The sequence below is a fragment of the Stenotrophomonas sp. CCNWLW162 genome (assembly GCF_037203745.1).
GTDB classification, from domain to species: Bacteria; Pseudomonadota; Gammaproteobacteria; order Xanthomonadales; family Xanthomonadaceae; genus Stenotrophomonas; species Stenotrophomonas maltophilia_AQ.
This window is the reverse complement of the sequence record NZ_JBBCBL010000001.1, coordinates 553289-578699: the sequence shown is the minus strand read 5'-3', so window position 1 is coordinate 578699 and position 25411 is coordinate 553289. Positions and strand designations below refer to the sequence as shown.

At 64.9% G+C, this 25411-nt stretch carries 28 protein-coding genes; 22 read left to right on the top strand and 6 right to left on the bottom strand.

The window, feature by feature from the left end; all coding sequences use genetic code 11:
* Positions 1 to 64 precede the first annotated feature (64 nt).
* Positions 65 to 859, bottom strand: coding sequence for a cytochrome C assembly family protein (locus V9K93_RS02770; protein ID WP_337302040.1), 795 nt, complete (start codon positions 857 to 859; stop codon positions 65 to 67).
* Between the two features lie 122 nt (positions 860 to 981).
* Between V9K93_RS02770 and ffh the strand changes: the two genes are divergently transcribed.
* From ffh to V9K93_RS02720, 10 genes are all read left to right on the top strand, one after another.
* Positions 982 to 2358 (top strand): signal recognition particle protein, encoded by a 1377-nt coding sequence (gene ffh, locus V9K93_RS02765; protein ID WP_004149025.1) that lies wholly within the window; start codon positions 982 to 984, stop codon positions 2356 to 2358.
* Between the two features lie 144 nt (positions 2359 to 2502).
* On the top strand, positions 2503 to 3579 hold the full coding sequence (locus V9K93_RS02760; protein ID WP_295377587.1) for an NAD(P)H-dependent flavin oxidoreductase: 1077 nt from the start codon (positions 2503 to 2505) through the stop codon (positions 3577 to 3579).
* Positions 3576 to 4388 (top strand): aminotransferase class IV family protein, encoded by an 813-nt coding sequence (locus V9K93_RS02755; RefSeq protein ID WP_337302039.1) that lies wholly within the window; start codon positions 3576 to 3578, stop codon positions 4386 to 4388. Before V9K93_RS02760 ends, V9K93_RS02755 begins: the two co-directional genes overlap by 4 nt.
* A gap of 101 nt (positions 4389 to 4489) precedes the next feature.
* Positions 4490 to 4750: a 30S ribosomal protein S16 gene (rpsP, locus tag V9K93_RS02750; RefSeq protein ID WP_004149033.1), complete on the top strand. Its 261-nt coding sequence runs from the start codon at positions 4490 to 4492 to the stop codon at positions 4748 to 4750.
* Positions 4751 to 4794: 44 nt separating this feature from the next.
* A complete protein-coding gene (rimM, locus tag V9K93_RS02745) occupies positions 4795 to 5307 on the top strand; it encodes a ribosome maturation factor RimM (protein WP_004149035.1) in 513 nt (170 codons plus the stop codon).
* An 8-nt stretch (positions 5308 to 5315) separates the two neighbouring features.
* Positions 5316 to 6074 carry a tRNA (guanosine(37)-N1)-methyltransferase TrmD gene (gene trmD / locus V9K93_RS02740; protein ID WP_253077702.1) on the top strand — a complete coding sequence of 253 codons (759 nt, stop codon included), beginning with the start codon at positions 5316 to 5318 and terminating at the stop codon, positions 6072 to 6074.
* Between the two features lie 154 nt (positions 6075 to 6228).
* Positions 6229 to 6630, top strand: coding sequence for a 50S ribosomal protein L19 (gene rplS / locus V9K93_RS02735; protein WP_004149090.1), 402 nt, complete (start codon positions 6229 to 6231; stop codon positions 6628 to 6630).
* 82 nt (positions 6631 to 6712) lie between these two features.
* Positions 6713 to 7093 (top strand): DUF6404 family protein, encoded by a 381-nt coding sequence (locus tag V9K93_RS02730; RefSeq protein ID WP_295377599.1) that lies wholly within the window; start codon positions 6713 to 6715, stop codon positions 7091 to 7093.
* A gap of 79 nt (positions 7094 to 7172) precedes the next feature.
* Entirely contained in the window at positions 7173 to 7607 is a 435-nt protein-coding gene (locus tag V9K93_RS02725) for a DUF1801 domain-containing protein (RefSeq protein ID WP_046983270.1), read from the top strand.
* A 38-nt stretch (positions 7608 to 7645) separates the two neighbouring features.
* Entirely contained in the window at positions 7646 to 8053 is a 408-nt protein-coding gene (locus V9K93_RS02720; protein ID WP_295377605.1) for a DUF1801 domain-containing protein, read from the top strand.
* Positions 8054 to 8150: 97 nt separating this feature from the next.
* Here the strand turns inward: V9K93_RS02720 and V9K93_RS02715 are convergent, their stop codons facing one another.
* On the bottom strand, positions 8151 to 9623 hold the full coding sequence (locus V9K93_RS02715) for an MATE family efflux transporter (RefSeq protein WP_046983268.1): 1473 nt from the start codon (positions 9621 to 9623) through the stop codon (positions 8151 to 8153).
* Between the two features lie 62 nt (positions 9624 to 9685).
* Between V9K93_RS02715 and V9K93_RS02710 the strand changes: the two genes are divergently transcribed.
* The 3 genes from V9K93_RS02710 to V9K93_RS02700 all read left to right on the top strand — a co-directional run bounded on the left by V9K93_RS02710 (position 9686) and on the right by V9K93_RS02700 (position 11643).
* A complete protein-coding gene (locus tag V9K93_RS02710; protein ID WP_012510442.1) occupies positions 9686 to 9925 on the top strand; it encodes a hypothetical protein in 240 nt (79 codons plus the stop codon).
* A 9-nt stretch (positions 9926 to 9934) separates the two neighbouring features.
* On the top strand, positions 9935 to 10342 hold the full coding sequence (locus V9K93_RS02705; RefSeq protein WP_004149153.1) for an RNA-binding S4 domain-containing protein: 408 nt from the start codon (positions 9935 to 9937) through the stop codon (positions 10340 to 10342).
* A gap of 113 nt (positions 10343 to 10455) precedes the next feature.
* Positions 10456 to 11643, top strand: a complete 1188-nt coding sequence (locus V9K93_RS02700; protein ID WP_337302038.1) for a glycoside hydrolase family 5 protein — start codon at positions 10456 to 10458, stop codon at positions 11641 to 11643.
* A gap of 72 nt (positions 11644 to 11715) precedes the next feature.
* On the opposite strand, the gene V9K93_RS02695 is transcribed toward V9K93_RS02700, so the two are convergent.
* The 3 genes from V9K93_RS02695 to mutS form a co-directional block, all read right to left on the bottom strand.
* Positions 11716 to 12318: a DUF937 domain-containing protein gene (locus V9K93_RS02695; RefSeq protein WP_337302037.1), complete on the bottom strand. Its 603-nt coding sequence runs from the start codon at positions 12316 to 12318 to the stop codon at positions 11716 to 11718.
* 108 nt (positions 12319 to 12426) lie between these two features.
* The gene (locus tag V9K93_RS02690; RefSeq protein ID WP_447780995.1) at positions 12427 to 14070 is read right to left on the bottom strand and encodes a catalase; all 1644 of its coding nucleotides are present in this window, start codon (positions 14068 to 14070) and stop codon (positions 12427 to 12429) included.
* Positions 14071 to 14264: 194 nt separating this feature from the next.
* Positions 14265 to 16886 (bottom strand): DNA mismatch repair protein MutS, encoded by a 2622-nt coding sequence (mutS, locus tag V9K93_RS02685; protein ID WP_489686262.1) that lies wholly within the window; start codon positions 16884 to 16886, stop codon positions 14265 to 14267.
* A 136-nt stretch (positions 16887 to 17022) separates the two neighbouring features.
* Between mutS and V9K93_RS02680 the strand changes: the two genes are divergently transcribed.
* From V9K93_RS02680 to V9K93_RS02665, 4 genes are all read left to right on the top strand, one after another.
* Positions 17023 to 18906: a site-specific integrase gene (locus tag V9K93_RS02680; protein ID WP_049450064.1), complete on the top strand. Its 1884-nt coding sequence runs from the start codon at positions 17023 to 17025 to the stop codon at positions 18904 to 18906.
* A gap of 11 nt (positions 18907 to 18917) precedes the next feature.
* Positions 18918 to 19691, top strand: coding sequence for a hypothetical protein (locus V9K93_RS02675; protein ID WP_074726215.1), 774 nt, complete (start codon positions 18918 to 18920; stop codon positions 19689 to 19691).
* A gap of 134 nt (positions 19692 to 19825) precedes the next feature.
* Positions 19826 to 20248 carry an ankyrin repeat domain-containing protein gene (locus V9K93_RS02670; protein ID WP_049450022.1) on the top strand — a complete coding sequence of 141 codons (423 nt, stop codon included), beginning with the start codon at positions 19826 to 19828 and terminating at the stop codon, positions 20246 to 20248.
* A gap of 94 nt (positions 20249 to 20342) precedes the next feature.
* On the top strand, positions 20343 to 20951 hold the full coding sequence (locus V9K93_RS02665) for a hypothetical protein (RefSeq protein ID WP_049450024.1): 609 nt from the start codon (positions 20343 to 20345) through the stop codon (positions 20949 to 20951).
* A gap of 351 nt (positions 20952 to 21302) precedes the next feature.
* On the opposite strand, the gene V9K93_RS02660 is transcribed toward V9K93_RS02665, so the two are convergent.
* Positions 21303 to 21650: a helix-turn-helix domain-containing protein gene (locus V9K93_RS02660; protein ID WP_074726288.1), complete on the bottom strand. Its 348-nt coding sequence runs from the start codon at positions 21648 to 21650 to the stop codon at positions 21303 to 21305.
* 147 nt (positions 21651 to 21797) lie between these two features.
* Between V9K93_RS02660 and V9K93_RS02655 the strand changes: the two genes are divergently transcribed.
* The 5 genes from V9K93_RS02655 to V9K93_RS02635 all read left to right on the top strand — a co-directional run bounded on the left by V9K93_RS02655 (position 21798) and on the right by V9K93_RS02635 (position 25318).
* Positions 21798 to 22661 carry a hypothetical protein gene (locus tag V9K93_RS02655; protein WP_049450028.1) on the top strand — a complete coding sequence of 288 codons (864 nt, stop codon included), beginning with the start codon at positions 21798 to 21800 and terminating at the stop codon, positions 22659 to 22661.
* Positions 22658 to 23020 carry a hypothetical protein gene (locus V9K93_RS02650; protein WP_337302035.1) on the top strand — a complete coding sequence of 121 codons (363 nt, stop codon included), beginning with the start codon at positions 22658 to 22660 and terminating at the stop codon, positions 23018 to 23020. The genes V9K93_RS02655 and V9K93_RS02650 overlap by 4 nt, the downstream gene beginning before the upstream one ends.
* Before the next feature lie 45 nt (positions 23021 to 23065).
* Positions 23066 to 23560, top strand: a complete 495-nt coding sequence (locus V9K93_RS02645; RefSeq protein WP_337302034.1) for an ABC transporter permease — start codon at positions 23066 to 23068, stop codon at positions 23558 to 23560.
* A gap of 598 nt (positions 23561 to 24158) precedes the next feature.
* Positions 24159 to 24953 carry an SDR family NAD(P)-dependent oxidoreductase gene (locus V9K93_RS02640; RefSeq protein ID WP_088100498.1) on the top strand — a complete coding sequence of 265 codons (795 nt, stop codon included), beginning with the start codon at positions 24159 to 24161 and terminating at the stop codon, positions 24951 to 24953.
* Positions 24954 to 24976: 23 nt separating this feature from the next.
* Entirely contained in the window at positions 24977 to 25318 is a 342-nt protein-coding gene (locus tag V9K93_RS02635) for a carboxymuconolactone decarboxylase family protein (RefSeq protein ID WP_049450033.1), read from the top strand.
* Positions 25319 to 25411: the final 93 nt, after the last annotated feature.

Sequence of the window (25411 nt, the reverse complement as noted above, 5' to 3'; positions counted from 1 at the left end):
ACGGCATCCACGCATGGCGTGGAGCTACTCCATGTGCGATTGCCGGCCAGCGGCCGGCACGCCTTTATCGCGAATGCCCGAACACCAGTTCGATCACGAACTGGCTGCCGAAGAACGCCAGCAACAGCAACAGCATCGCCGCCAGCGTCCAGTGCACCGCTTTCATGCCGCGCCAGCCGTTGCGTCGGCGGCCGATCAGCAGCACACCGAATACGATCCACGACAGCACGCTCAGCACGGTCTTGTGCACCAGCTTCTGCGCCAGCAGGTCGTCGACGAACAGCACGCCGGTGACCAGGGTCAGGGTCAGCAGCGCGAAGCCGACGGTGATCACCCGGAACAGCAGCGATTCCAGGTCGGCCAGCGGCGGCAGCGCCCGCAGCCACGGGCGGAACTCGCGGCGACGCAGGGCGCGCTCCTGCAGCCACAGCATGATTGCCAGCAGCGCGGCGATGCTCAGCGTGGCGTAGGCCAGAAGCGCCAGCCAGGCGTGGCTGGCCAGGCGCCAGCCCAGCACCTTGCTCGGTTCGTGGCCGTAGCCGTGGTAGGCCAGCAGCAGTACCGCGGCCAGCGGGAACACCACCACGCCCAGTGCCGACATGCGCCCGCGCGCGCCGACCAGCGAGGTCAGCCAGGCCATGCCCAGGCCGACCAGCGACAGTGCGGCGAAGAAGTGCATGTCCGGCCCGCCGTTGGTGCGCATCGCCACCATCACGTGGTAGCCGCCATGCAGCAGCATCGCTGGCAGGGCCGGCCACAGCCAGACCGGGGAGCCGGTGGTTTCATCGCGGCCGAGCGCGCGCACCAGCAGGACACTGGCAGCCAGGTAGAGCAGGACGGCGATGAGAACGATTGTCATCGTTGCAGTTTCGCATACCCCCGCGGTGGTGGCGACGGCCGCAGCGTCGCAGTCCGGCGGGCAGGGCGGACCCGCTATACTGTGTGCCTTATTGTCCCCCGTTTTCAGACAGGTCGTACCGCATGTTCGAGTCCCTGACCCAGCGCCTTTCCGGCACCATCGAGCGCCTGCGTGGCCGCGGCCGCCTGACCGAAGAGAACATCCGCGAGGCGACCCGCGAGGTCCGCATCGCGCTGCTCGAAGCCGACGTCGCGCTGCCCGTGGTGCAGGCCCTGATCGAGCGCATCAAGGTGCGTGCGGTCGGCCAGGAAGTGCTGAAGTCGCTGACCCCGGGCCAGGCCCTGATCAAGGTCGTGCGCGACGAGCTGACCGCGGTGATGGGCGCCGAAGCCAGCGACCTGAACCTGAATGTCCCGGCCCCGGCGATCATCCTGATGGCGGGCCTGCAGGGCGCCGGCAAGACCACTACCGTGGGCAAGCTGGCCAAGCACCTGAAGGAAAAGCGCAAAAAGAAGGTGATGGTGGTCTCGGCCGACGTCTACCGTCCGGCCGCGATCGAACAGCTGAAGACCCTGGCCGAGCAGGTCGGCGTGCTGTTCTTCCCGTCCAGCGCCGACCAGAAGCCGGAAGCCATCGTCCGCGCCGCCATTGACGATGCGCGCAAGTCGTTCGTCGACGTGCTGCTGGTCGATACCGCCGGCCGCCTGGCCATCGACGAAGCGATGATGGCCGAGATCAAGGCCCTGCACGCGGCGGTCAACCCGGCCGAAACGCTGTTCGTGGTCGATGCCATGACCGGTCAGGACGCGGCCAACACCGCCAAGGCCTTCGGCGATGCGCTGCCGCTGACCGGCGTGGTGCTGACCAAGACCGACGGTGACGCGCGTGGCGGTGCCGCGCTGAGCGTGCGCTACATCACCGGCAAGCCGATCAAGTTCGTCGGTGTCAGCGAAAAGCCGGAAGGCCTGGACGTGTTCCATCCGGACCGTATCGCCAGCCGCATCCTCGACATGGGCGACGTGCTGTCGCTGGTCGAGCAGGTCGAGCAGCAGGTCGACAAGGACAAGGCCGCCAAGCTGGCCGAGAAGGTCGCCAAGGGCAAGAAGTTCGACCTGAACGACATGCGTGACCAGCTTGAGCAGATGCAGAACATGGGCGGCATCGGCGGCCTGATGGACAAGCTGCCGGGCCTGGGCAACATCCCCGACCACCTGAAGCAGCAGGTCAGCCAGGGCAAGGAAGTGCCACGCATGATCGCCATCATCAGCTCGATGACCAAGAAGGAGCGGCGCAACCCGAACCTGCTCAATGGCTCGCGCCGCGCGCGCATCGCCAAGGGCTCGGGCGTGACCCCGGCTGACGTCAACAAGCTCATGAAGCAGTACATGCAGATGGAAAAGATGATGAGCAAGATGGCCGGCGGCGGCATGAAGGGCATGATGCGAAGCATGAAGGGCATGATGGGTGCCATGGGCGGCCGCGGCATGCCGTTCCGTTGATGCGGGCCCCGTCTGCACTCTGATGTAGCGCCGAGCCCATGCTCGGGCGGCGGCGCCGAGGCGCCGCATCAAACAGTCGAGCAAGCTCGACTCTACCCCCGTCCTGCGCGCACCATGGAGGCCTGTCCGAAACGATGGGCCGCCATGCAGATGTCCGCTGTTGCTTCCCGCGCCGAGGCGTTCTGCCAGCGCTTCGACGTTTCCGTTCCGATCCTGCTGGCACCGATGGCCGGTGCCTGCCCGGTGCCGTTGTCGGCCGCGCTGGCCAATGCCGGCAGCATGGGCGCGATGGGCGCGGTGTTGTCGTCGCCAGCCGATATCGGCCGCTGGATGGATGACTTCCGCGCCGTCTCCACCGGCCCGGCGCAGGTGAACCTGTGGTTGCCGGACCCGGCAGCGACCCGTGACGTCGCCGCCGAGGCAGCCAGTCGTGCTTTCCTCGCGCAATGGGGACCGGATGTACCGGCCAGTGCTGCCGACGCCACGCCCGCCGGTTTCGAAGAACAGTTCGCAGCGCTGCTGGCCGCCTGCCCGGAGGTGGCCTCGACCATCATGGGCGTGCTTTCGCCGCGCCACGTGCAGCAACTGAAGGATGCGGGCATTGCCTGGATTGCCTGTGCGACCACGCTGTCTGAAGCGCGTGCTGCACAGGATGCTGGCGCCGACGCGGTGGTGGCGCAGGGCGTGGAGGCCGGTGGTCATCGCGGTTCATTTGATCCGGCGATGGCCGAGCGTCAGCTGGTTGGACTGTTCGCGCTGCTGCCACGCCTGGCCGACCACCTGCAGATTCCGGTGATCGCCGCCGGTGGCATTGCCGATGGCCGTGGCATTGCCGCCGCGCTCACCCTGGGTGCCAGCGCGGTGCAGATCGGCACTGCATTCCTGCGCACGCCCGAAGCGGCGATCGCTTCGGCGTGGGCCGATGGATTGGCGGCCAGCGAACCAGAAGACACCTGGCCGACCCGTGCTTTCAGTGGCCGCCTGGGTCGCGGCCTTGCCACGGCCTACGTGCGCGCTGCCGCCGCCGAAGGTGCGCCGGCGCCGCGCCCGTACCCGGTGCAGCGCGGCCTGACCGCGCCGATGCGCAAGCAGGCAGCGCAGGAAAACCGGTTGGCCGCAATGCAGGCCTGGGCCGGGCAATCGGCATGGATGGCGCCGGCACGACCGGCCGCCGATGTGCTGCACGACATGTGGAGCCAGGCGCAGGCATTGCTGAAATGACGGTGACCTGCAACGGCCGGCCAGCACAGGTCGAGGATCTGCTGCCAGCGCTGGTCAACTACGGCCACTTCACCTCGCTGCAGGTGCGGGGTGGGGCGGTGCAGGGACTGGACCTGCATCTGGCGCGGTTGTCGCACGCTACCCGTGAACTGTTCGGCAGCGAGCTGGTTGTGGCGCAGCTGCAGGCCTGGATGGCGCAGGCCCTGCAGCTGGCTGGGCTGGCTGATGCCTCGCTGCGGGTGACGGTGTACTCGCGCCACTTCGATTTCCGCAATCCGCTGGCCGTGGTACCGGTGGACGCACTGGTAGCGGTGTCCTCGCCGGTGACGCTGGCCGCACCCAAGCGTGTGTGCAGCGTGGCCTGGCAGCGCGAACTGCCGCACATCAAGCATGTCGGCACCTTCGGCCTGTTCGCCGAGCGCCGCGCGGCAATGGCTGACGGTTTCGACGATGTGCTGTTCGTGACCGCCGATGGCGAAATGGGTGAAGGCAGCACCTGGAACCTGGCCGTGCACGATGGTGAGCGGCTGCTCTGGCCGCAGGCGCCAGCCCTGCGCGGTACCGCCGAGGCCTTGCTGAAGCAGCACTGGCCCGGCCCACAGGCCACGCGACCGCTGGCGCTGGCTGAACTGGGGGGTGTGAAGGCGGCCTTTGCCTGCAACGCCAGCGGCCTGTGGGCGCTGGACGCCATCGACGGGCATGCCCTGCCGGGTTCGCAGGCGCTGGCGGAACAGGGCAGGGCGGTGCTGGCGGCGGTGCCCTGGCGGGGATTGGGGTCAGATCCCTTGTCCCCTGCAAAAGGGACCTGACCCCGGCTGGCCAACCCCGGGGTTGGCTCCGGCCGACACTGCCGCTATAATCGCCGGCTTACCGCGCCATCCTGGCGACTGGGCAATAGGAAAAAAAGACCATGGTCAAGATTCGACTGACCCGCGGCGGCGCCAAGAAGCGTCCGTTCTACCACATCATCGTGACCGACGTTCGCAGCGCCCGTGATGGCCGCAACATCGAGCGCGTCGGCTTCTACAACCCGGTTGCACAGGGTGGCGAGAAGCGCATCGAGCTGGATCTGGCCCGTGTTGACCATTGGGTCAAGAACGGCGCCCAGCCGACTGAAAAGGTCCGCAACCTGATCAAGGAAGCGGCCAAGTCCCAGGCCGCTGCGGCCTGATCCCGAAGGGCTGCGCCTGGCGCGGCCCGTCTGGTTGAACGCAGATGAAAGATAACGAGCGCCGCATCCTGCTGGGCAGGATTGTCGGCGCTTTTGGTGTGCGCGGCGAAATAAAGCTCGAGTCCTGGACCGAGCCGCGTTCCGCTATTTTCCGTTACCAGCCGTGGATCCTGCGCAGCCCCAACGGGCAGGAATCGACGCTTGAAGGCGCCCGTGGCCGCGACAGCGGCAAGCATCTGGTGGCCCGCTTTCCGGGCATCGAAGATCGCGATACGGTCGAGGCGATGCATGGCACCGAGGTCTACGTGGCCCGCAGTGCACTGCCACCGCCGAATGCCGATGAGTATTACTGGGTCGACCTTGAAGGCCTGGATGTGAAGACCACCGAGGGCGTTGCCCTGGGCCAGGTCTCGCACCTGTTCAGCACCGGCGCCAACGATGTGGTGGTCGTGCGCGGCGATCGTGAGCGGATGATTCCGTTCGTGTTGCCGGAGTTCGTCAAGTCGGTCGACTTCGAGGCCAACCTGGTCGTGGTCGACTGGGACCCCGAGTTCTGAGTGTGAGCATGCGTTTCGACGTCATCACCCTGTTCCCCGAGTTCCTCGCCCAGTCCGCCGGACTGGGCGTGGTCGGGCGTGCGCAGGAGAAGGGCCTGTTCAGCCTGCACGGCTGGAACCCCCGTGATTACGCTGAAGGCAACTACCGCCGGGTGGACGACCGTCCGTTCGGCGGTGGCCCGGGCATGGTGATGCTGATCGAGCCGCTGCAGGCCTGCCTGCAGGCGATCCGCGATGCTGATCCGACCCCGGCGCGGGTGATCCATCTCAGCCCGCAGGGTGCGCCGTTGACCCAGGCCAAAGTGCGGGAACTGGCGGCGTTGCCGCGCATGGTCCTGCTCTGCGGCCGCTACGAGGGCATCGACGAGCGCTTCCTGGAAGCCAATGTCGACGAGGAGATTTCCCTTGGCGATTACGTGCTGTCCGGCGGTGAGCTGGGCGCGGCGGTGATCATCGACGCCGTGGCCCGTCTGCAGGACGGTGCCCTGAACGATGCTGAATCGGCCGCCCAGGACAGCTTCGAAGGTGACCTGGGGCTGCTCGACTGCCCGCATTACAGCCAGCCGGCCCAGCATCCGCTGGGTGACGTGCCGGAGGTGCTGCGCTCGGGCAACCATGCGGCCATCGCCGCTTGGCGCCGCCAGCAGTCGCTGGTCCGGACCGCGCAGCGGCGCCCGGACCTGCTGGATGAACAGGCACTGGGCAAGGCCGACCGAAAACTGCTCGACCAGGCCCGCCAGGCCCGGAAACAGAAGGCCAGCCCCTAGCGCAGGGCTGGCTTTTTCGGCTATCATGGCCAATTACCGCCAGCTTCGGCCGGCGCGCGCAGTACCCACAACAAACGTGCAGCACAGTCCAGTGACTGCATCAGCCTACGTTGTCGAAACGACACGCCCACCCGAACAAGAATCGGTGTAACCCATGAGCAAGCTGAACAAGTCCATCGTCGCGGAATTCGAATCCGCCCAGATCACCCGCGAACTGCCGAAGTTCAGCCAGGGCGACACCGTTGTCGTCAACGTGAAGGTGAAGGAAGGTGCCCGCGAGCGCGTGCAGGCCTATGAAGGCGTTGTGATCGCGACCAAGAACGGCGGCCTGAACTCCTCGTTCACCGTCCGCAAGATCTCGCACGGCTACGGCGTCGAGCGCGTCTTCCAGACCCACAGCGCCATCATCGACTCGGTCGAAGTGAAGCGTCGTGGTAAGGTCCGCGCCGGCAAGCTGTACTACCTGCGTGGCCTGGAAGGCAAGGCTGCCCGCATCAAGGAAGACCTGGCTGCCGCTGCTGCCGCCAAGGCTGCCCGTCTGGCCGAAAAGGCCTGATAAACAACTTCGGTTGTTGCCGCGACGGCCACCTTCGGGTGGCCGTTTGCGTTTTCGGCATCGCATCGGCCACGATCAGGCGATGAACGAGATCAACCCACGCTATCCCGCCGTGATCCAGGCCGCGCTGCGCTTCCTCGACGGCAAGGGGCTGGCGCGGGTGCAGTCGGCACCGTTGCTGCACCGGTTGTTGTGGCGGATGGGCATCGCACTGCCGCCACCGATCCTGGCCGGCTTCGCCACCAACGCGCTGGTGCAGGGCCTGCTGTTCGGGCTGTTCTGGACCGGCCTGATGTGGCTGATGTTGTGGCAGGGCAGCGAGCGCCCACTGGTGCTGCTGTTGTTGGCCGGTCTGTTGGCCGGTGCCCTGTTTGGTATCGTGATGGCGGCCCTGATGCGCTCGCTGCGACGTCACCGCAAGCTACCGGACTGGCGGCAGTTCCTGGCCCGTCAGGCGGACTGAGCCGATGGCGCACCGCGCCGTGACCGACAGGCACCCGTCGCGCTAGGCTGGCGCTTCATCCTGATGGACGTGCCGTGCGATGCCTGCCAAGCGAACCGCACCCTCCACCGCGCCCAAGCTGCTGTCCGGTGGTAACCCGCAGATCGCCAAGGGCGAGGGCGATGCTACGGTGCAGGCCTATATCGCGGCGATGCCGGACTGGAAACGACCGCTCGGCGCGCGGTTGGATGCGCTGATCGAGCAGGCCGTGCCCGGCGTGCACAAGGCGGTGAAGTGGAATTCGCCGATGTATGCGGTTGCCAAGGGCGAGGGCTGGTTCCTCAGCTTCCATTGCTTCACCCGCTACATCAAGGTGGCATTTTTCCGGGGCGCCGCACTGAAGCCGATACCGCCCGAGCCGTCCAGGAGCGCAGACACGCGCTACCTGCACATTGCACAGGACGGCGTGCTGGATGAAGCCCGGTTCCTTGACTGGGTGCGCCAAGCTGCGGCATTGCCCGGCGAGCGCATGTAAGCCCACCGTTCCGATCTGCTTGCCGACGAGAACCGCTGATGGCCACGCACGCGCCGAATCCTACCGATGCCGGAACCCCGGCTGCCGAACTGATCGATGCACGCATCGCCGAGCTGGGCGACTGGCGTGGCGAAACGCTGGCGCGCGTGCGCGCGTTGATCCATGAAGCGCTGCCCGACGTGCAGGAAACCTGGAAGTGGCGCGGCACGCCGGTGTGGGAGCACAACGGCATCCTGTGCACTGGCGAAACCTACAAACAGGCGGTGAAGCTGACCTTCGCCCATGGTGCGGCGCTGGCCGACCCGAAAGGCCTGTTCAATGCCAGCCTGGAAGGCAACACGCGACGTGCGATCGACATCCATGAAGGCGCGATGCCCGATGCCGCGGCATTGAAGGCGCTGCTGCGCGAAGCGGCTAAGTTCAACGCGGCGAAAAAGAAGCGGTAGAGCCGGCCGCTGGCCGGCTGTTGCGCGATGCTTCCGGAGAGGCATGAAGCTGCCGGCCAGCGGCCGGCACTACCGTGGTAATCACCGGCGATCAGTACTAACGTGGCGGCGCTGACTCCAGTGCGGCATCCGGGTCGGCCACCGGCGAGGGTGGGCAGGCCGGGATCTCCGACGGCGTGGCCAGTTCCTCGGCATGCGACGGCTTGCCGATCATCGTGGCCTTGCGCCAGCCACCCCAGCGGTAATACGCCAGCGACAGCAGCATCGACACCAGCGAGCTGACCGGGAAACTCCACCAGATCGCATCGGCGCCCCAGTACGGCTGCAGCAGCTCGGCGAACGGTACGCGCACGCCCCACAGCGAGCCGGCCAGGATCAGCAGCGGCGGAATCACCGCGCCGGTGGAGCGCACCACGCCGGAGATCACGAAGCTGACGCCGAAGAACAGGAACGAACCGATCACCACATGGTTGAGGTGGCGGGCGATGTCCAGCGCCTCGCTGGCCGGCGGCAGGAACAGCGCCAGCAGTTGCCGATCGAACAGCACCAGCGGCAGGATCAGTGCGCCGGTCAGCAGGAAGTTGAACAGCACGCCCTGCCGCGCGGTGCCGCGCACGCGGTCCCACCGCTGCGCGCCGACGTTCTGCGCGGCCATCGTCGAGCACGCCGCACCGATCGCCATTGCCGGCATCTGCAGGTAGTTCCACAATTGAAGCGCGGCGCCGTAACCGGCGCCGGTGTCGGTGCCGTACTGGTTGACCATGGTCATCAGCAGGATCACCGACAGCGAGATCAGCACCATCTGCAGGCCCATCGGCACGCCCTTGATCACCAGCGCCTTGAGAATGGTCAGGTCGAGCTTGAGCAGGCGCATGTCGGCGCGGCCCAGCCACAGGGTGTGGCGCTTGTGCCGCATGTACAGCAGCAGGCCGGCCAGCGACAGCGTCTGCGCGACCAGCGTGGCCCAGGCCGAGCCGGCGATGCCCAGCGCGGGGAATGGTCCCATGCCGAAGATCAGCACCGGATTCAGCACGATGTCCAGCGCCACCGACACCATCAGGAAACGGAACGGCGTGCGTGAATCACCGGCACCGCGCAGCGCGGCGGTGAGGAAGGCGAACGCGTACAGCGTCGGCATCGCCAGGAAGATGATCTGCAGGTAAGCCTCGGCCAGCGGCAGCGAGGCAGCCGGCGTGCCCATCGCTGCCAGCAGCGGATGCGCCATGAACCAGCCGGCGATGGCGATGATCACCGACAGGCCGATGAAGAAGGTGGCGCTGGTACCGACCACGCGCCGCGCCTGCGCGATGTCGCGCGCACCGATGGCCTGGCCGATCAGGATGGTCGAGGCCATGCCGAAGCCGAACACCGAGCCGATCAGGAAGAACATGATGTTGTTGGCGTTCGCGGTGGCGGTCAGTGCCGCCTCCCCGAGGAAGCGCCCCACCCATACGGCATTCACCGAACCGTTCAGCGACTGCGCGATGTTGCCGGCCAGGATCGGCAGGGAGAACAGCAGGAGATTGCGGCCGATCGGGCCGGAGGTCAGGTCAAGCGGCGCTTTGGCCATGGAGTGGTGATCGAATCCCGGGAGGCGCACACTAGCACCAAGCCGGTTTGCGGGATGTGGCAATGCATCAACGACTGCGGGTGAAGCGGAGCATGGCGTTGGCCTTGATCGGCGTTGTACTGGCCGCATGTTCGACAGGTGACCGGCTGGGCGATACCCAGGTGCGGCCGACCGACCGTCCCGAGTGCCTGGTCGGCAGCCAGCGCCAGGACCTGTCCGCCGGTGTACCCACGTTGATCGGGGGCAGCGGCTGCCGCACCGACCCCGACCATCCGCGCCCTCTGAACAAGCCACCGGAGTAGTCCGCACCGATGCCTGAGCTTTCCCCGTTGTCGCCCAGTGTCCGCCTGGACATCTGGTTGTGGGCGGCCCGTTTCTTCAAGACCCGCAGCCTGGCCAAGCAGGCCATCGAGACCGGCAAGGTCAGCGTGGCCGGGCAGCGCCCGAAGTCCTCGCGCGCGGTACGCGTGGGTGAGCAGCTGCAGGTGGATCGTGGCGAGGAGCATTTCGAGATCCAGGTGCTGGGCCTGAGCGACCAGCGCGGGCCGGCGCCAACGGCACAGCAGCTGTATGCCGAGAGCGAGGCTTCGAAGGCGCGCCGTGCCGAACAGCGTGCACTGCGCATCGCGGCACGCGATGGTTTCCAGCCGCCGGAACACAAGCCGGACAAGCGCGCGCGGCGTTTGATCCGGGCGTTGGGCGACATCGACGCGCTGTAGCGAAATCCTGATTCCAACGGATTGTTCCTATCGCGGTGCGAAAGAGGGCGCCGGTCACGGTGCGTTCGGATTGCGCTGGGCAGGCTGGTTTTTCATCTATCGGAGGCCTGCCCATGCGTCGTCTGCTGTTATGCCTGTCCCTGCTTGCTGCTGCGCCACTGCACGCTGCCGACATCACCTTCTGGGACGTACCGCAACGCGGTGGCAACAGCATGAACATGTCGCCTCCGGACCAGAAATACTTCGAGGCGCTGCGTGCGACCGGTGCGACCTGGGTGCGGCTGGTGCCGGACAAGTGGAAGGGGCGGGGCGGTCGTGACTTTCTGATCGGCAACGCCGATGACTATCGCGGACTGGTTCCAGCCGACCTGGCCACGCTGCGGCGGGTGCTGGATGACGCCGATGCGGCCGGGCTGAAAGTGGTGCTGACGCCGCTGTCGCTGCCGTTACTGCGCTGGAAGCAGCACAACGGCGATGTCGTCGACCAGCGCCTGTGGCAGTCCTTCGACAACCAGGAGCCCGCCCGGCGTTTCTGGCACGATCTGGCCACGGCGCTGAAGGATCATCCTGCCTTGGCCGCCTACAATCTCATCAATGAACCGGTGCCCGAATACGGTGCAGGCCTGGCCGAGCATGCGTCCAGCGAGGCGATGAAGCAGTGGTATGCCGGTGTGCAGGACGGCCCACGCGACCTGCGCCGCTTTTATTCCGGGTTGATCGCCAGCATCCGCGAGGTCGACGCCGCGATGCCGCTGATGCTGGATGCGGGCTGGTACGCTGCCGCCGACGGTTTCAACTACTGGCCGGCACCGTTGGCGGATTCGAAGCTGCTGTACAGCGTGCACATGTACGAGCCGTACGCGGCAACCAGTGCGCCGAACCAGACGCGCGCCAAGCCCTGGCGTTATCCGGCACAGGTGCCGTTCGGTGGAGGCAGCGAACGTTGGGATGCGGCGCGTGTACGCCGTTACCTGCAGCAGCCGATGACGTGGGCCGCCTCGCATGGTGTCGGTGCCAACCGCATGGTGGTGGCCGAATTCGGCTGCATGCGGCGATGGCCGGACTGCAGCCGCTACCTGCAGGATGTGCTGCAGGTGCTGGAACAGGACAAGGTGCACTGGGCCTTCTACGCCTTCCGCGAGGATGGCTGGGACGGCATGGACTACGAACTGGGCGACAAGCCGCTGCCGTGGTCGTACTGGCAGGCGCAGGAAAAGGGCCGCCATGTCGAGCCGCCGCGCTTGATGCAGGCGCCCTTGTTCGCACCGATCCTGCAGCGTTTGAAGGCGGGCAACCAGTAAGCCGCCGGGCATGGCCCGGCGCTACCCATGGAGATGCCGATAGCGCCGGCCCATGCCCGGCGAGGCTTTCCGTCAGCGCTTGCCGCCGAGCAGATTGCCGCCCAGCTTGAACAGATCGCCCATGCCCAGCTGACCATCACCGTCCTGGTCCAGCAGGCTGCCGAGCAGGCCACCAGCCAGGCCACCCTGCTGCTGCACCTGCTGCTTTTCCTGGCCCAGGGCCTGGCTGAGCGAGCCGGCATCGGCCTGGCCGCCGCCCAGGCGCTGTGCCAGGAAGGCCATCACGATGGGAGCAAGGATCTGCAGCAGCTGGCTGGTGCGGCCACTGTCGAGTTGGGTGGCCTGGGCCAGGCCGGTTTCCACCTTCTGCTGGCTGCCGCCGAAGATGTGGCCGAGGATACCGGCGCCATCGCTGGCCGCACCGCCGCCGCCGCCGCCCAGCACCGAACCGAGCACGCTGCCCAGGTCCAGGCCGCTGTGATTGTTCTGCAATGCGCCGAGCAGCGCCTGTGCGCCCTGTGGCTGCGAGGCGTTGTTGCCCAGCGCGCCCATCAGCACCGGCAGTGCGGCACTGATCGCGCCGGAAGCCTGGGTATCGCTGATGCCAAGCTGCTGCGACACCTGTTGCAGCGGGGCGCCCTGCAACTTGGTCAGAAGTTCATCGGTCAGGCTCATCTGGGGAATCCTCGATTGGGGTTGGGCGTGCAGAAGGTACGACGCGGACCGTTAAAACGGCGACGCCGCCTCACGGGGAGGCGGCGTGCCGTACGCAGGGGAGGGCGATCAGAGCTCGATGTCTTCCGCACCCGGGGTCGCAGCGGGGAAGTCCGCGTCCGGCTGTGCAGGCTTGAACGGGTCGGACGGTTGGCCGGCCAGCGCCTTCAGGGCCGCAGCGATGCCGGCACCATAGGCCGGGTCGGCCTTGTTGCAGTTGTCGATGTGGCGCTGCTTGATGAAATCGGGCGCATCGCCGAGGGCGCGGGCGGTGTTGGCGAACAGGCGTTCCTTCTGTGCCTGGTTGTAGCTGCGGAACAACGCACCGGGCTGGCTGAAGTAGTCGGCGTCGTCCTCACGGAAGTTCCAGAAGTCGGCGTCGCCCCGGATCTTCATCGGCGGCTCGCGGTATGCCGGCTGCTCCTGCCACTGGCCGTAGCTGTTCGGCTCGTAGTGCGGCAGGCCACCGTAGTTGCCATCCACGCGCATCGCACCATCGCGGTGGTTGCTGTGCACCGGGCAGCGCGCCGCGTTCACCGGAATCTGGTGGTGGTTCACGCCCAGACGGTAACGCTGCGCATCGGAATAGGCGAACAGGCGTGCCTGCAGCATCTTGTCCGGCGACGGGCCGATGCCCGGCACCAGGTTGCTCGGTGCGAACGCCGACTGCTCCACGTCCTGGTACCAGTTGACCGGATTGCGGTTCAGTTCGAACTGGCCCACTTCGATCAGCGGGTAGTCGCTCTTCGGCCACACCTTGGTCAGGTCGAACGGATGCACGCGGTAGGTTTCCGCATCCAGCTCCGGCATGACCTGGATGAACAGCTTCCACTTCGGGAAGTCGCCCTTCTCGATGGCGGCGAACAGGTCGCGGCCGTGGCTTTCGCGGTCATGGCCGACCAGAATCTGCGCCTGCGCGTCGGTCAGCGATTCGATGCCTTGCTGGCTGACGAAATGGAACTTGACCCAGAAGCGTTCGCTGTCGGCATTGGTGAAGCTGTAGGTATGCGAGCCGAAGCCGTGCATGTGGCGGAAGCTGCGCGGGATGCCGCGGTCGCTCATCACCACGGTCACCTGCAGCAGGGCTTCGGGCAGCAGCGTCCAGAAATCCCAGTTGTTGCGCGCGCTGCGCAGGTTGGTGTGCGGGTCGCGCTTGACCGCCTTGTTGAGGTCGGCGAACTTGCGCGGGTCGCGCAGGAAGAACACCGGGGTGTTGTTGCCGACCAGGTCCCAGTTGCCTTCTTCGGTGTAGAACTTCAGCGCGAAGCCGCGGATGTCGCGCTCGGCGTCGGCGGCACCGCGCTCGCCGGCTACCGTGGTGAAGCGGGCGAACATCTCGGTCTGCTTGCCGACCTTCTCGAACAGCCTGGCGCGGGTGTACTTGCTGATGTCGTGGGTGACAGTGAAGGTGCCGAACGCGCCCGAGCCCTTGGCGTGCATGCGGCGCTCGGGAATGATCTCGCGGTTGAGGTTGGCCAGCTTTTCCAGCAGCCAGACGTCTTCCATCAGCAGCGGGCCGCGCGGGCCGGCGGTCTTGCTGTTCTGGTTGTCCACCACCGGTGCGCCGAAGGCCGTGGTCATCGGCGTGACCGGATCGTCACCATGCTTCTGCTTCGGCGTGGTGCTCAGCTCGCGCTGCTGCTGGGCGCCTTCCTCAGGCGACGGGGCGCTGTGGTAAGGGCACTTGGCGTTGTTGTTGTCGGACTGGCTCATCGGCTGGCTCCTGGTGGCGGTGAAGACGTGGGAGAAACATCTTCACTCGACTTTAGCTATGGCCAGATGAAATGAATAATCGAATGATTCATTCAGGTTGATAGATTCTGTCAATTGGAACGCAGAATCAGATTTGCGCAACCTTTCGATGGGCCTCCCGCAAGGCGGCGGGAGGCCATGGGCGTGCGCTGCGGTTACAGCAGCGCCTTCAACCGGTACAACGCTTCCAGCGCCTGCTTCGGGGTCAGTTCGTCGGGGTCGATCGCGGCCAGTGCTTCCTGTGCCTTGCTCGACGGTGCCGCGAACAGGCCAAATTGCTGCGGTGCATCCAGCGCCTGCGGCGCCAGCTCGGCGGCATGGCTTTCACCGCCGCGCTGCTCCAGCTCGGCCAGGCGGCGCCGTGCCTGCGCCACGGTGGCGCGCGGCAGACCGGCCAGCGCGGCCACCTGCAGGCCGAAGCTGCGGTTGGCCGGGCCATCCTTCACCGCATGCATGAACACCAGCGCCTCACCGTGCTCGACCGCATCCAGGTGCACGTTGGCGATGCCGCTGCGGCCGCCTTCGTGCTGCTCGTCGGCCAATGCGGTCAGTTCGAAGTAGTGGGTCGCGAACAGCGTGTAGCAGCGGTTCTCATAGGCGAGGTGGCGCGCCACGGCATCGGCCAGGGCCAGCCCGTCGTAGGTGGAGGTGCCACGACCGATCTCGTCCATCAGCACCAGCGAATGCGCGGTGGCGTGATGCAGGATGTAGCTGGTCTCGGCCATCTCGACCATGAAGGTCGACTGCCCGCGTGCCAGATCATCACCGGCGCCGATGCGGGTGAGGATACGGTCGATGGGGCCGATCAGCGCACGGCTGGCCGGCACGAAGCTGCCGATGTGGGCCAGCAGCACGATCAGCGCGTTCTGCCGCATGTAGGTCGATTTACCACCCATGTTCGGGCCGGTGATGACCAGCATGCGACGGTCCGGATGCAGGTCCAGGTCGTTCGGTTCGAACGGCTGCTCGCGCACCGCCTCGACCACCGGGTGGCGGCCACGCTCGATCTTCAGGCAGGGCTCGGCCTGCAGTTCCGGGCGTGCCCAGTCCAGCGCCTGCGCGCGTTCGGCGAAGCCGGCCAGCACGTCCAGTTCGCTCAGCGCGGCAGCACACTGCTTCAGCGGTTCCAGCTGCCCGCCGAGGGTATCCAGCAGCTGCTCGTACAGGTACTTCTCGCGCGACAGCGAACGGTCGCGCGCGGACAGCACCTTGTCCTCGAAAGCCTTCAGCTCTTCGGTGATGTAGCGCTCGGCATTGGTCAGCGTCTGCCGGCGGGTATAGTGCACCGGGGCACGATCGGACTGGCCCTTGCTGATTTCGATGTAGTAGCCGTGCACGCGGTTGTAGCCCACCTTCAGGGTGGCAATACCGCTGCTTTCGCGCTCGCGTGCTTCCAGGTCGACCAGGAACTGGTCGGCATGGGTGGACAGGCGGCGCAGTTCATCCAGCTCGGCATCGAAGCCGTCGGCCAGCACGCCACCATCGCTCAGCTTCAGCGGCGGCATCTCGGCGATGGCGCTGGCCAGCAGGTGCGCGCATTCGTCGTGCTCGCCGAGTGCGGCGTGCAGGGCCTGCAGGCGCGGCGAATCCAGCGGTGCCAGCACGTCGCGCACGGCTGGCAGCAGGCCGAGGCCATCACGCAGGGTAGAGAAGTCGCGCGGGCGCGCCGAGCGCAGGGCGACGCGGGTGAGGATGCGTTCGAGATCGCCGAGGCGACGGAACTGCTCGCGGATGTCAGCATCGCTGCCGCGGTCGATCAGCGTTTCCACTGCGTGGTGGCGCTGTACCAGTACCTCGCGCAGGCGCAGCGGGCGATGCAGCCAGCGCCGCAGCAGGCGTCCGCCCATCGGCGTCACCGTGCTGTCGAGCACGCCCAGCAGGGTGTTGCGGGTATCGCCGTCGACGCGCGTGTCCAGTTCCAGATGGCGGCGTGTTGCTGCATTCATCGCGATCGCTTCGCCGGCGGTTTCCATCGCGATGGAGGTCAGGTGCGGCAGGCGCTGCTTCTGGGTCTCCTCCACATAGCCGAGCAGGGCGCTGGCTGCTGCAGTGGCGCGCGGCTTGTCATCGATGCCGAAGCCGCTCAGATCATGCAGCTTGAAGAAGGCCAGCAGCTGGCGGCGCCCGCTGTCGGCGTCGAACAGCCACGGTGCGCGGCGGCGCACGCCGGTGCGCTGGCGCAGGAATTCCGGCCAGTTTTCCTCGTCGGGCACCAGCAGTTCGGCCGGTTCCAGCCGTGCCAGCTCGGCTTCCAGTGCGTCGTCGGTTTCCACCTCGTTGACCAGGAAGCGGCCACCGGCCAGGTCGGCCCACGCCAGGCCGTAACCCTGCTTGCTGCGCGACAGCGCCATCAGCAGGGTGTCGCGGCGTTCATCCAGCAGGGCCTCGTCGGTGACCGTGCCGGGGGTGACGATGCGCACCACCTTGCGTTCGACCAGGCCCTTGGCCAGGGCCGGGTCGCCGATCTGTTCACAGATCGCCACCGATTCGCCCAGTGCCACCAGCCGTGCCAGGTAGCCTTCGTAGGCATGCACGGGTACGCCGGCCATCGGGATCGGCGCGCCGCCGGAGCTGCCGCGCTGGGTCAGGGTGATGTCCAGCAGCCGTGCCGCCTTGCGGGCGTCATCGTAGAACAGCTCGTAGAAGTCACCCATGCGGAAGAACAGCAGCAGGTCCGGATGGTCGGACTTGGCCGCGAAGAACTGCTTCATGAGGGGCGTGTGCTCTGCGCTGGACTTCGATGCAGACGGTTTCGCTTTTGAATCAGTGGTTTGCAAGAGAACTTCCTACGGGTTGTAGCGATCAATCCAGGCGACTTGCGGCAAGTAACGGGGTTCTTCGTTGCGCCGCGGTTGCGCCAGTCACTCAAAGAGGATCAAATCGATGTTGCGACGGACAGACGGCGGATCGACCATGGATACGGTTGTTGCGGCCCCGCGCCGCCGAGGCACCAAGTTTAAGCTTACCTACCGGCAAATCTGCGAGTTGAGCGTGGCGCGAGGCCCGGTCGAAGGCAAGCAGGGAAGGGTAGTCATCGCCCCTCGACTGCCCGAAGACGTCGGGAAGCCTTACCGCGTCCTGGACGGCAATCAGGGCGCGCCAACGGGCTTTGGCTTCTACGTGGGCACCACCCGCACCACTTACGAAGTCGTGGTCCGAGGCCCGGCGGGGGTTCGTCGGTTCTCCCTGGGCAGCGTCACCGACATCGGACCGGAGCAAGCCTACGAGCTGGCGCGGCGGAAATTGGCCGTGGTTCGAGAAACGGGCGAGCATCCTTCGAGGGAAGAGGCCCGAGCCGAGCAGCTGGTGGAGCTGAAGGGGCTCACGCTGGCGGATTGCTTTGCGACCTACGTTGAGGACCTGCAGAAGCGCGTCCGCAACAAGAAAGCCAAGCCCGCCAGCATCCGGGCCATCCAGGACAGCTTGGCGCGGTTCGCTCGCCCGGAAGTCGGGCTGGCGGACAGGCCGATCCTTCAGCTTTTGGACAAGGACATCCACCGTGCGTTCGACGGCCTGCGGCGATCATCCATGGTGCGCTCCAATCGAATCCCCACCTGGATGCGCCAAGCACTGGCCGACCAGCCGGATTGGGCCGCGCTCTCCACGCAACAGCTCGAAGCATTGGGCGTGACCGGGAAGTACATCCAGCGAGTCAAAGCCGCCGGTTTGGCGTCGACCGAGCACGCGTTCACAGACGCGAAGAGGGCGGTCGACCTGGTGCTGAAGCGGGAACGCAAAGCGGCCGCTCAGCAGCAGCGGGAACCGGTGCTGCGCTACAACCCGTTCCAGGTCATCCACGACGACGACATGCTGCGGGACTCGCAAGCGCTGCGCCGGCACTACGAGCGCGCGGAAGTGCGCAATCCGTTGGGGGACGAGACGCTGCCTACGGTCCTGAAGGTGATCTTGGCCAGGCGGGACGAGCAGGGCGGCTTGAACGCCACTGGCGCGGACTACTTGCTGCTGACCTTGCTGTGGGGCACCCGCCGCGGCGAAGCTGCCCCGCTGCGCTGGTTCGACCGGTGTTCCCCAGGCGAGTTGCGCCAGTCGGAGGTGTCCTGGGTCTGGTTGGCCGGGCCGGATGAGGTCAACCCTTACACGAGGCGAGCGGGCTCTCAGGTTTACTTGTTTGACACCAAGAACGGCGAGGAGCGCTACCTGCCGGTCGCCTATTTTGCTGAAAAGATTTTGCAGCGGCGTTTCGACGAGCGCGCGGACGAAACCAAGCTCAAGCAAGACTTGGCGGACGCGCAAGAAGTGTTGGACGTCGCCCGAGCCAGGCGGGCACGCCGGGATCTGCTGGACCGGCTGGAAAAAGAGGTGGAGAGGGCACGCCGCGCGCTGGTCAAAACCATGTTCGTTTTCCCCGCCCGATCGGACCGAAGCACGACGGGGCACTACTCGGACAGCAAGAGCATCGTGGCAAACGTGCGCCGGGACGCGGGGTTGCTCGATCTGCGGGCAGAGGTGGACATTGGTCTGACCCTCCACGACCTGCGCCGGACGCTCGGCCGCTACGCCGCCCTCCTGTTCGGCGAAAGTCGAATCGTGTCCCAATTGCTCCACCACAGAACGTTGGGGCGAGGTGAGGATCGAATGGCCGCTGTCTCGGAGCGCTACACCGAGCAGGAGTGGTCCAAGCTCCGCGAGGCCATGGGCCGGGTTGAAGAGCACATGGTGGCCACGAGTCCCCGTGTTTGGAATCGATTGAAAGGCACGGACAAGCCCCGGCTGGACGAGTCCGGCGATGCCCCAGTCTCCATTTTCTCAGCAAGAAACCGACGCGACGCCCAGTAAGGAGCGACCCAATGGAATGCCAGCGTAAAGAAGAGGACTACCTGGAGCAGCGCTCTGCGGCACTGGATGCTGAGCTGAACAAAGCCGCCGCGGGCCTCCCGCCTCCGACCATCAGCAGCAAGGCAGCGGCGCGTTACCTGGGAGTGCACTTCGACACGCTTGGCGAGTGGCGCCGTCGAACGCCTCCGGCCGGGCCGCCTTTCGTCAAAGGTGCCGGCCGCGCTGCTGGAGGGGCCAACGAGCACGTTCGTTACCCTTACATCGAACTCGTTGCTTGGCAGGCCTCACGCGTGGGGCGCAGTGTCAAAGAGCGTCGCCTTATCGACGAACTGGACGCAGCCCAGCAACGGGTCCGTGAGCTGGAAATCGAATTGGCCTTGCGGCAGGCGCGGGACGACGCAAGCAGGTTGCAGAAGAAGCTGGGCCGCATCGCAACGCTGGCCACGCTCGATGACATTGCCCTGGTTCCCCATGAGTGGGCACTGGTGGATGGCCGGGTGGCTGGGCATGTCCTGGTGGTGAGCGACCAAGTGCTCAGCGGTGCGCTTGAACGGGGTGACCTATGGGACGCCACGGTTGAAGCTGCATTGCAGGCGCCTTGGGTCAACGGGGAGACGCGTGAGCCCTACCATGCCGCCTTCGCAAAGGTGTTGCAGGCGGCGATGCGTGAACTCTGCGAAGCGCAAGCCGTCCAGCGAGCCAATGATCTGGAGGCGCGTTGGGCACCAGGGGATGCGATGGGTGTGCCAGTGCGGCCTTTTGCCCGAGACAAAGAAGTGTCGTGACGCGGCAGATGGGCCTGGGGGAGGCGACTAAGGGCACGTTTGACAGACAGCGCGCAGTTGGCCAAAGCCGTAGTCGTAGCGCGTAGCACCCACTTGGATAGGTGATGGTCCTTCAACCTTAGAGAGGAAGAGATATGAACGCACGCATTGCAGCCGCCATGGGCTTCGACGACCTGTACAGCGGAAATGAGGCCTTCCGTGAGCGCTTCGATGAGATGCTGGATGCGGTAAAGGCGCTGCCAGAAAGCCTCCAGGAGCGTGGGCGGTCACTGATGTATCCCCAACTGCACAATGCCTGCGCGATGGGGGATGCCGAACTGGTGACGGCGCTCTTAGCTACTGGCCTGGACCCCGATGCCTATACCTACACAGACGACGATGAGGATCAGCCTCCATTGGTCTGGCTGGCCCGTGACACCGAGCTTGGTTTCGAGGTGAAGCGTCAGATCGCCGAGGCACTCTTTGCTGCAGGGGCGGACGTTCAAGAAGGAGGGGCGGCTGAGGCCGCTCGCTCGGCGGGCGACTATGATTTAGCAGATTACCTACAATCCAGATGATAGTCTCAGAGTTGGAGTCGCAGCAGCTGGGTCGATTTAAATTTTCTTTTATTTAGTTGGGTGGCGTGTCCGAGGTGTGAACCTTGAACGATAAATGGGGCTGAATATGGAAGATGCGAATACTGAGCCGGTAGACATGGGTGCTGAGTGGGAGATTCGCGCAGCACAAGGCAGGCAGATGGCGGGGAAGTGGGCCAAAATAGAGCTGGTGGCAAATTTCCTTGGTAGGTACACCTGGATAGTGGCGGGCATACTTTCAATTGCTGTCGTTGTGTACGGAAAGTATGTCCATTCCCCGCGGACGATACAGGATGCGCAGCTCATTCTCACATTCGCCGGTGGTCTTCAGATCCTCTTGGGTGTCTATGTCGGATTCTGGAAGAGAAATTATCTTAACCGGCTGATAGATAACGAAAAAGAGCATCCGACAGTGTATGTTAGAGAGGTCATGCAGAGCCGGGCCTTTGTCAAGTTGCTAGAAGGTCTGCGCAACTGTGATCCCTGCTCGCTTCAGCAGTGGCGCTCAGATGTTGATGATTTAATATCCAACTACGAACAGGCCGTCATGGAGCAGTCTTCCAAAAAACAAAGGCGAGAGTGGCTGTCTCAGAAAGATATAGCCGAAGGCCTACTGTCTGCCTCATACAATACGTTCTATGGAACTGCTATGGTTCTTGCGGCGGCAGCGCTTCCTCTCATTTAGCTGGCCATGATCTTATCTGCAAGAACAATGGCTACAGCAAGCCATGCGAGAGCAACGGCAATAATTCCTCTAGCTTGGGAGTGCTTCTTCATTTTGGAAAGGTATGCTGAATTTCTAGCCTGTCAAGGCCCCTCGGCTGCATGAGGAGCTATCGCTCTGGAGAATATGCCCTTCGTTAGTAGGTCTAAATCCTGTTGGCAACAACCTGCAGCGGGACCTCGAAGTCGGATCGCAGGAACTGAAGGCTGGGTGAGCGAATGCTGGAGGAGGCGGCTGGCATACAGGCAACGACCCGCATCCGTGGCGTCACCGCGCGCAGGCGACTGAAACCGACAGAACGATCGCTATCGGCTATGTGAAGTCTGCCAAGAGTCGGTCAATGGCTTGCTTCCGCTTGCCGGGTGGGAGCGCGGCGAGCCCTTCGAGGGCTTGAGACAGCTTGGCCTGCTGGGTCTCGCTTTGAACGCCCAGTGCCAAAATCGCGTCGGCCATCGCCGGCGTCGTCGCCAGCAGGTAGGCCGGCGGCACGTCCAGTGCCTGCGCAAGCTCAAACAGTGCTTCCAGGCTCACCGTCATCGACTCGCTTTCATATCGACTGATGCGAGCCGATGCGGTGTCTTTGTCCAGGCCCATCCTGACCCCCACTTCGCGCTGGCTGAAGCCTCGAAGGATCCTGGCTTGGCGCAAGCGCGCGGCCACGATCGCTCGCGGAGTTGTCGGCGTAGTCACAGGCTGAACGGATGCAGTGCAAGCATGCACCGATCATGACGCAAGGCCTACGCCCCGGGTAGACTCTACGTGCCACGTAAGTATGTGGCAAGTCCATCCAAAGGAACGAGGGGCTGTATGAAGAACGGGGCAGTTCTGGCTGGCGCGATCGCGCTGGCCTTATCGACGGGTGCCAGCGCCCAATCCACGACCCCATCGGGTTTGCTACGGCAGGTTGGAGGGGCCCTTTCTGGAAAGTCCGGATCACAGGCCAAGGTATCCCATCCCCTGTACGCCGAGCCGGCCGGCATCTACTGGGACCTGGACGGGGACACCCTTGAGGGTGCTCAGCACCTGCGCGAAGGGCTGTCCTCCACGGGCGCGCAAGGGATCGACATGTGCGACATGGGCCTGTTGGCCATGGCCCATTCCTCCTATCAGTTGCCATCGGAAAAGCGGCAGTGGTGCTTACGGCAGGCGTGGGTGGCTGCAAAGAGGACGACCGGCAGCCAAGAGGCGGAGCCATCCGCGGCGGCGATCGAGAAGCGTTTCGGGCCTGCTTTCGACGCCCGGCTGGAGCGGTTCAAAGGGATTCGGCGGTATGCCGTACGCCCGAATTTCAAGGCACTGGGTGGGGTCAGTTACAACCCGGATCGGGGCGTCATGGAAGTGTTCGTGCCGATGCCGCAGATCTCGGTTGCTGGCTTGAGTGTCACCGGAAAGAACTTCGTCCCCTGGATCCGCAAGACGCCGACGGGCGTGTCCAGTCCTCCGAACGCGGGGCGCTACCGGTTGCTGATCCGGATGGACCCCGCTGAAGCGGCCAACCTCGCGCGGCAAGGCCGGTCGTTCCAGGACGACCGCGTGGTCTTCTCGGTCAATCGGGTTTGGATCGACGGCACGGAGCCCAAGATGGACGTGACTGTCGAGAAGGTGAGCCTGGGCTATCGGAACGAAACGATCGAAGTGGATGTCACCAGGAACCAAGGAGAAGGTGCATGAAGCGTGGAATGGTGGTCGCCGCGGTAGCAGCCGTTGCCTTGAGCGCATGCGGTAAGGCGGAGCAGGGCCCGTCGGTAGAGCAGGTGGCGAAGGGGTACGAGCAGTATTTCAACGCGAACTTGGTGGCCGAACTGGGGCAGCGCGTGGAAGTGCGAGGCTGGGACAACTTGAGCGCCGACTGTAGTCAGACCGGGCCCGAGCGAACGACGTGCGTCACGGGCGGCACCCTCGATGTGATTGGTTTCCAGGGTGGGCGCCAGCTGAAGGAAGAGCCTGCGCCTGTGCCTGCCCGGGCAGACCTGGTGTTTGAAAAGCGGGCAGGGCAGTGGGTGCTCATCGACGCACAGAAGAAGCCCTGATCCGCCTCTGTAACCCGCCCTCGATTTCGCTCATTTGGAGGTTCCATGAATGCCCATGTCGGCTCTCACTCAACCGCGTCCCATATGCAGTGGGGCCTGCTTGCACCCGCAACGGTCCTCCTGGGCGGCGCTGGCCTGCTCGCCTTTGCAGGCGGTGCAGAAATTTCTGGAGAGCCGGGGCTTGCCTGGCAGGCTGTGGCAGCGTTCTCGGCCGGTGTCGGCGTGCTGGCGCTTCTCCTGCTGCTTTACATGCTGAACTGGCGGGCGGCGCGCGTTCGGGCAGCCAAGGCGGTCAATCCCTTCTTGGAACCGAGGCGCGGGGGCTTTTGGAAGGGGGCACTGATGGGGACGCTGGTCGTGGTCGCGATCCAGCTGGCGAGCATCGGTGTGGGAATCTTCTACCCCGGTCTGATTGAATCGGAACGCAATTTCTTTGTTTCCGTCCCGCCGCTGGCGCTGGCCGCCCTCTACACCGTCTTCCCGATTGCGCCACTGGTGGGCGGGTTGATCGGGCGCGCGTGGCGCGCCACCAGTCTGTAGGGCGGGCCACGAACTTCTAAAAACCGTCAAAGGGAGGGGAAATGTCGCCTTTGGGCGGTCCGCAAAAGACGCCGCGACGATGGCCGCCTACGTCCCTCGATGCTCGATCAGCGCCGTCCGGTAGTTCTCGCAGGCGTCCCTGAGGCCCGTTTTGGCCGCAGCGATCAACGCGTCGGTGCCCATGCGGGCGGTGCTCCGACACGGCTGCAGCCGCTGGAAGGTGGCCTGGCGTTACCCGGGGAACCATTGCGCGGGCGTCCGGGCAGCTTCGAACTTGACGCCGTATTGGAGGCCGGCCGGCTGCAGGCGGCCTACCTCAACAAAAGCGTGGGGCGGACCGTTGCCGGGGGACGGATGCTGGTCGCTGTCCTTGTAGAAGCACAGGTAACCATTTCCGAGATCGGGACTCTCTGACGTCCTTTTGCGGCGCTCCACTATTTATCGACCTGCTATGGCTGACCAAGGTCAGCCCAGGGCTCCCTAGGTGGTTCAGGGCTAGACCTGAACAAGCTGAATGAAAAGGCCGCGAGTCTTTCTTGACACCCATCGATCATCGGCATAGCCTACCAACCACTAGGTAGGCATAAGGGCCAATCAGATGGACATCAAACAGTTCGACGGTCGCAAGTTGTTGGTCGTGGGTGGCAGCAGTGGGATCGGCCTGGAGGTCGCCCAAATGGTGGCCGAGCAGGGCGGCGCGGTCGTTGTGGTCGGCAATCGCCCGGAAAAGGCAGAGGTTGCGCGCCAGCAGTTGGCGGCCGTAGCGGGGGAGGGCAAGGCAGCTGCTTTCGCCGCAGATCTCTCGAACCCGGAAAGCGTGCAGACGTTGCTTGCAAAGCTGGCGGCGGAACACAGCGACATTGACCTCCTCGTCAACACGGCAGGCATCTTCTATCCGAAGGCATTCTTGGAGCACTCGATTGAGGACTACAACAACTTCCTCGACCTGAATCGCTCGCTGTTCTTCATCACCCAGCAGGTGGCCGCTTCGCTGGTCGCGCAGAAGAAGCCGGGTTCGATCGTCAACGTCACCGCTGTTGCGGCCCGCCAGGCCATCGAAACGGTGAAGGCGCCCGCCTACTCGATGGCCAAGATGGGCTTGGATGCCATGACCAGGCATGTCGCTGCGGAACTGGCGGAGCACGGCATTCGCGTGAACGCAGTCAGCCCCGGCATGGTGGAGACCAAGATTTTTGAGCGGTTTATTCCTGGCGAGCAGCTTGCGGGCGCGTTGGATGGCTTCAAGAACTTCCATCCGCTCGGCCGAAATGGCACGCCGCGCGATGTCGCGGAAACCGTCATCTTCCTGCTGTCCGACAAGGCCTCTTGGGTCACCGGTGCGGTCTGGGACGTGGACGGCGGCGTCATGGCTGCACGCAAGCTCGGCAACTAATCCAAAACAAAGAGGTGATCGAAATGGAAAAGAAATGGACCGAAGAGCTGAAGTCGCTCATCAAGCGGGTCAGCAGCTTCAACAAGGCCAATGCTCCTGTGGCCAGCGCCTTCCATAAGCTGGAACTGGCCACCCGTGAGGGCAACGTGCTGGACGCCAAGACGCATGAGCTGATCTCGCTGGCGGTGGCCGTGACCACCCGGTGCGATGGCTGCATCGCCGCACACGCCGGCGCGGCCAAGAAGGCCGGTGCGACCAAGGAAGAGATTGCCGCTGCGTTGGGCACCGCCATATCGCTCAACGCCGGCGCTGCTTACGTCTACTCTTCCCGCGCCCTCGAAGCGTATGGAGAGCTTGGCGCCTAAACCGGGGCCCAACGACCAAAAGAGGTGGGTCGTTGGGCGTTGACTATCTACCATGTGGTAGGTAGAGTTGCTTTATCGAAGAGTTGAGGAATT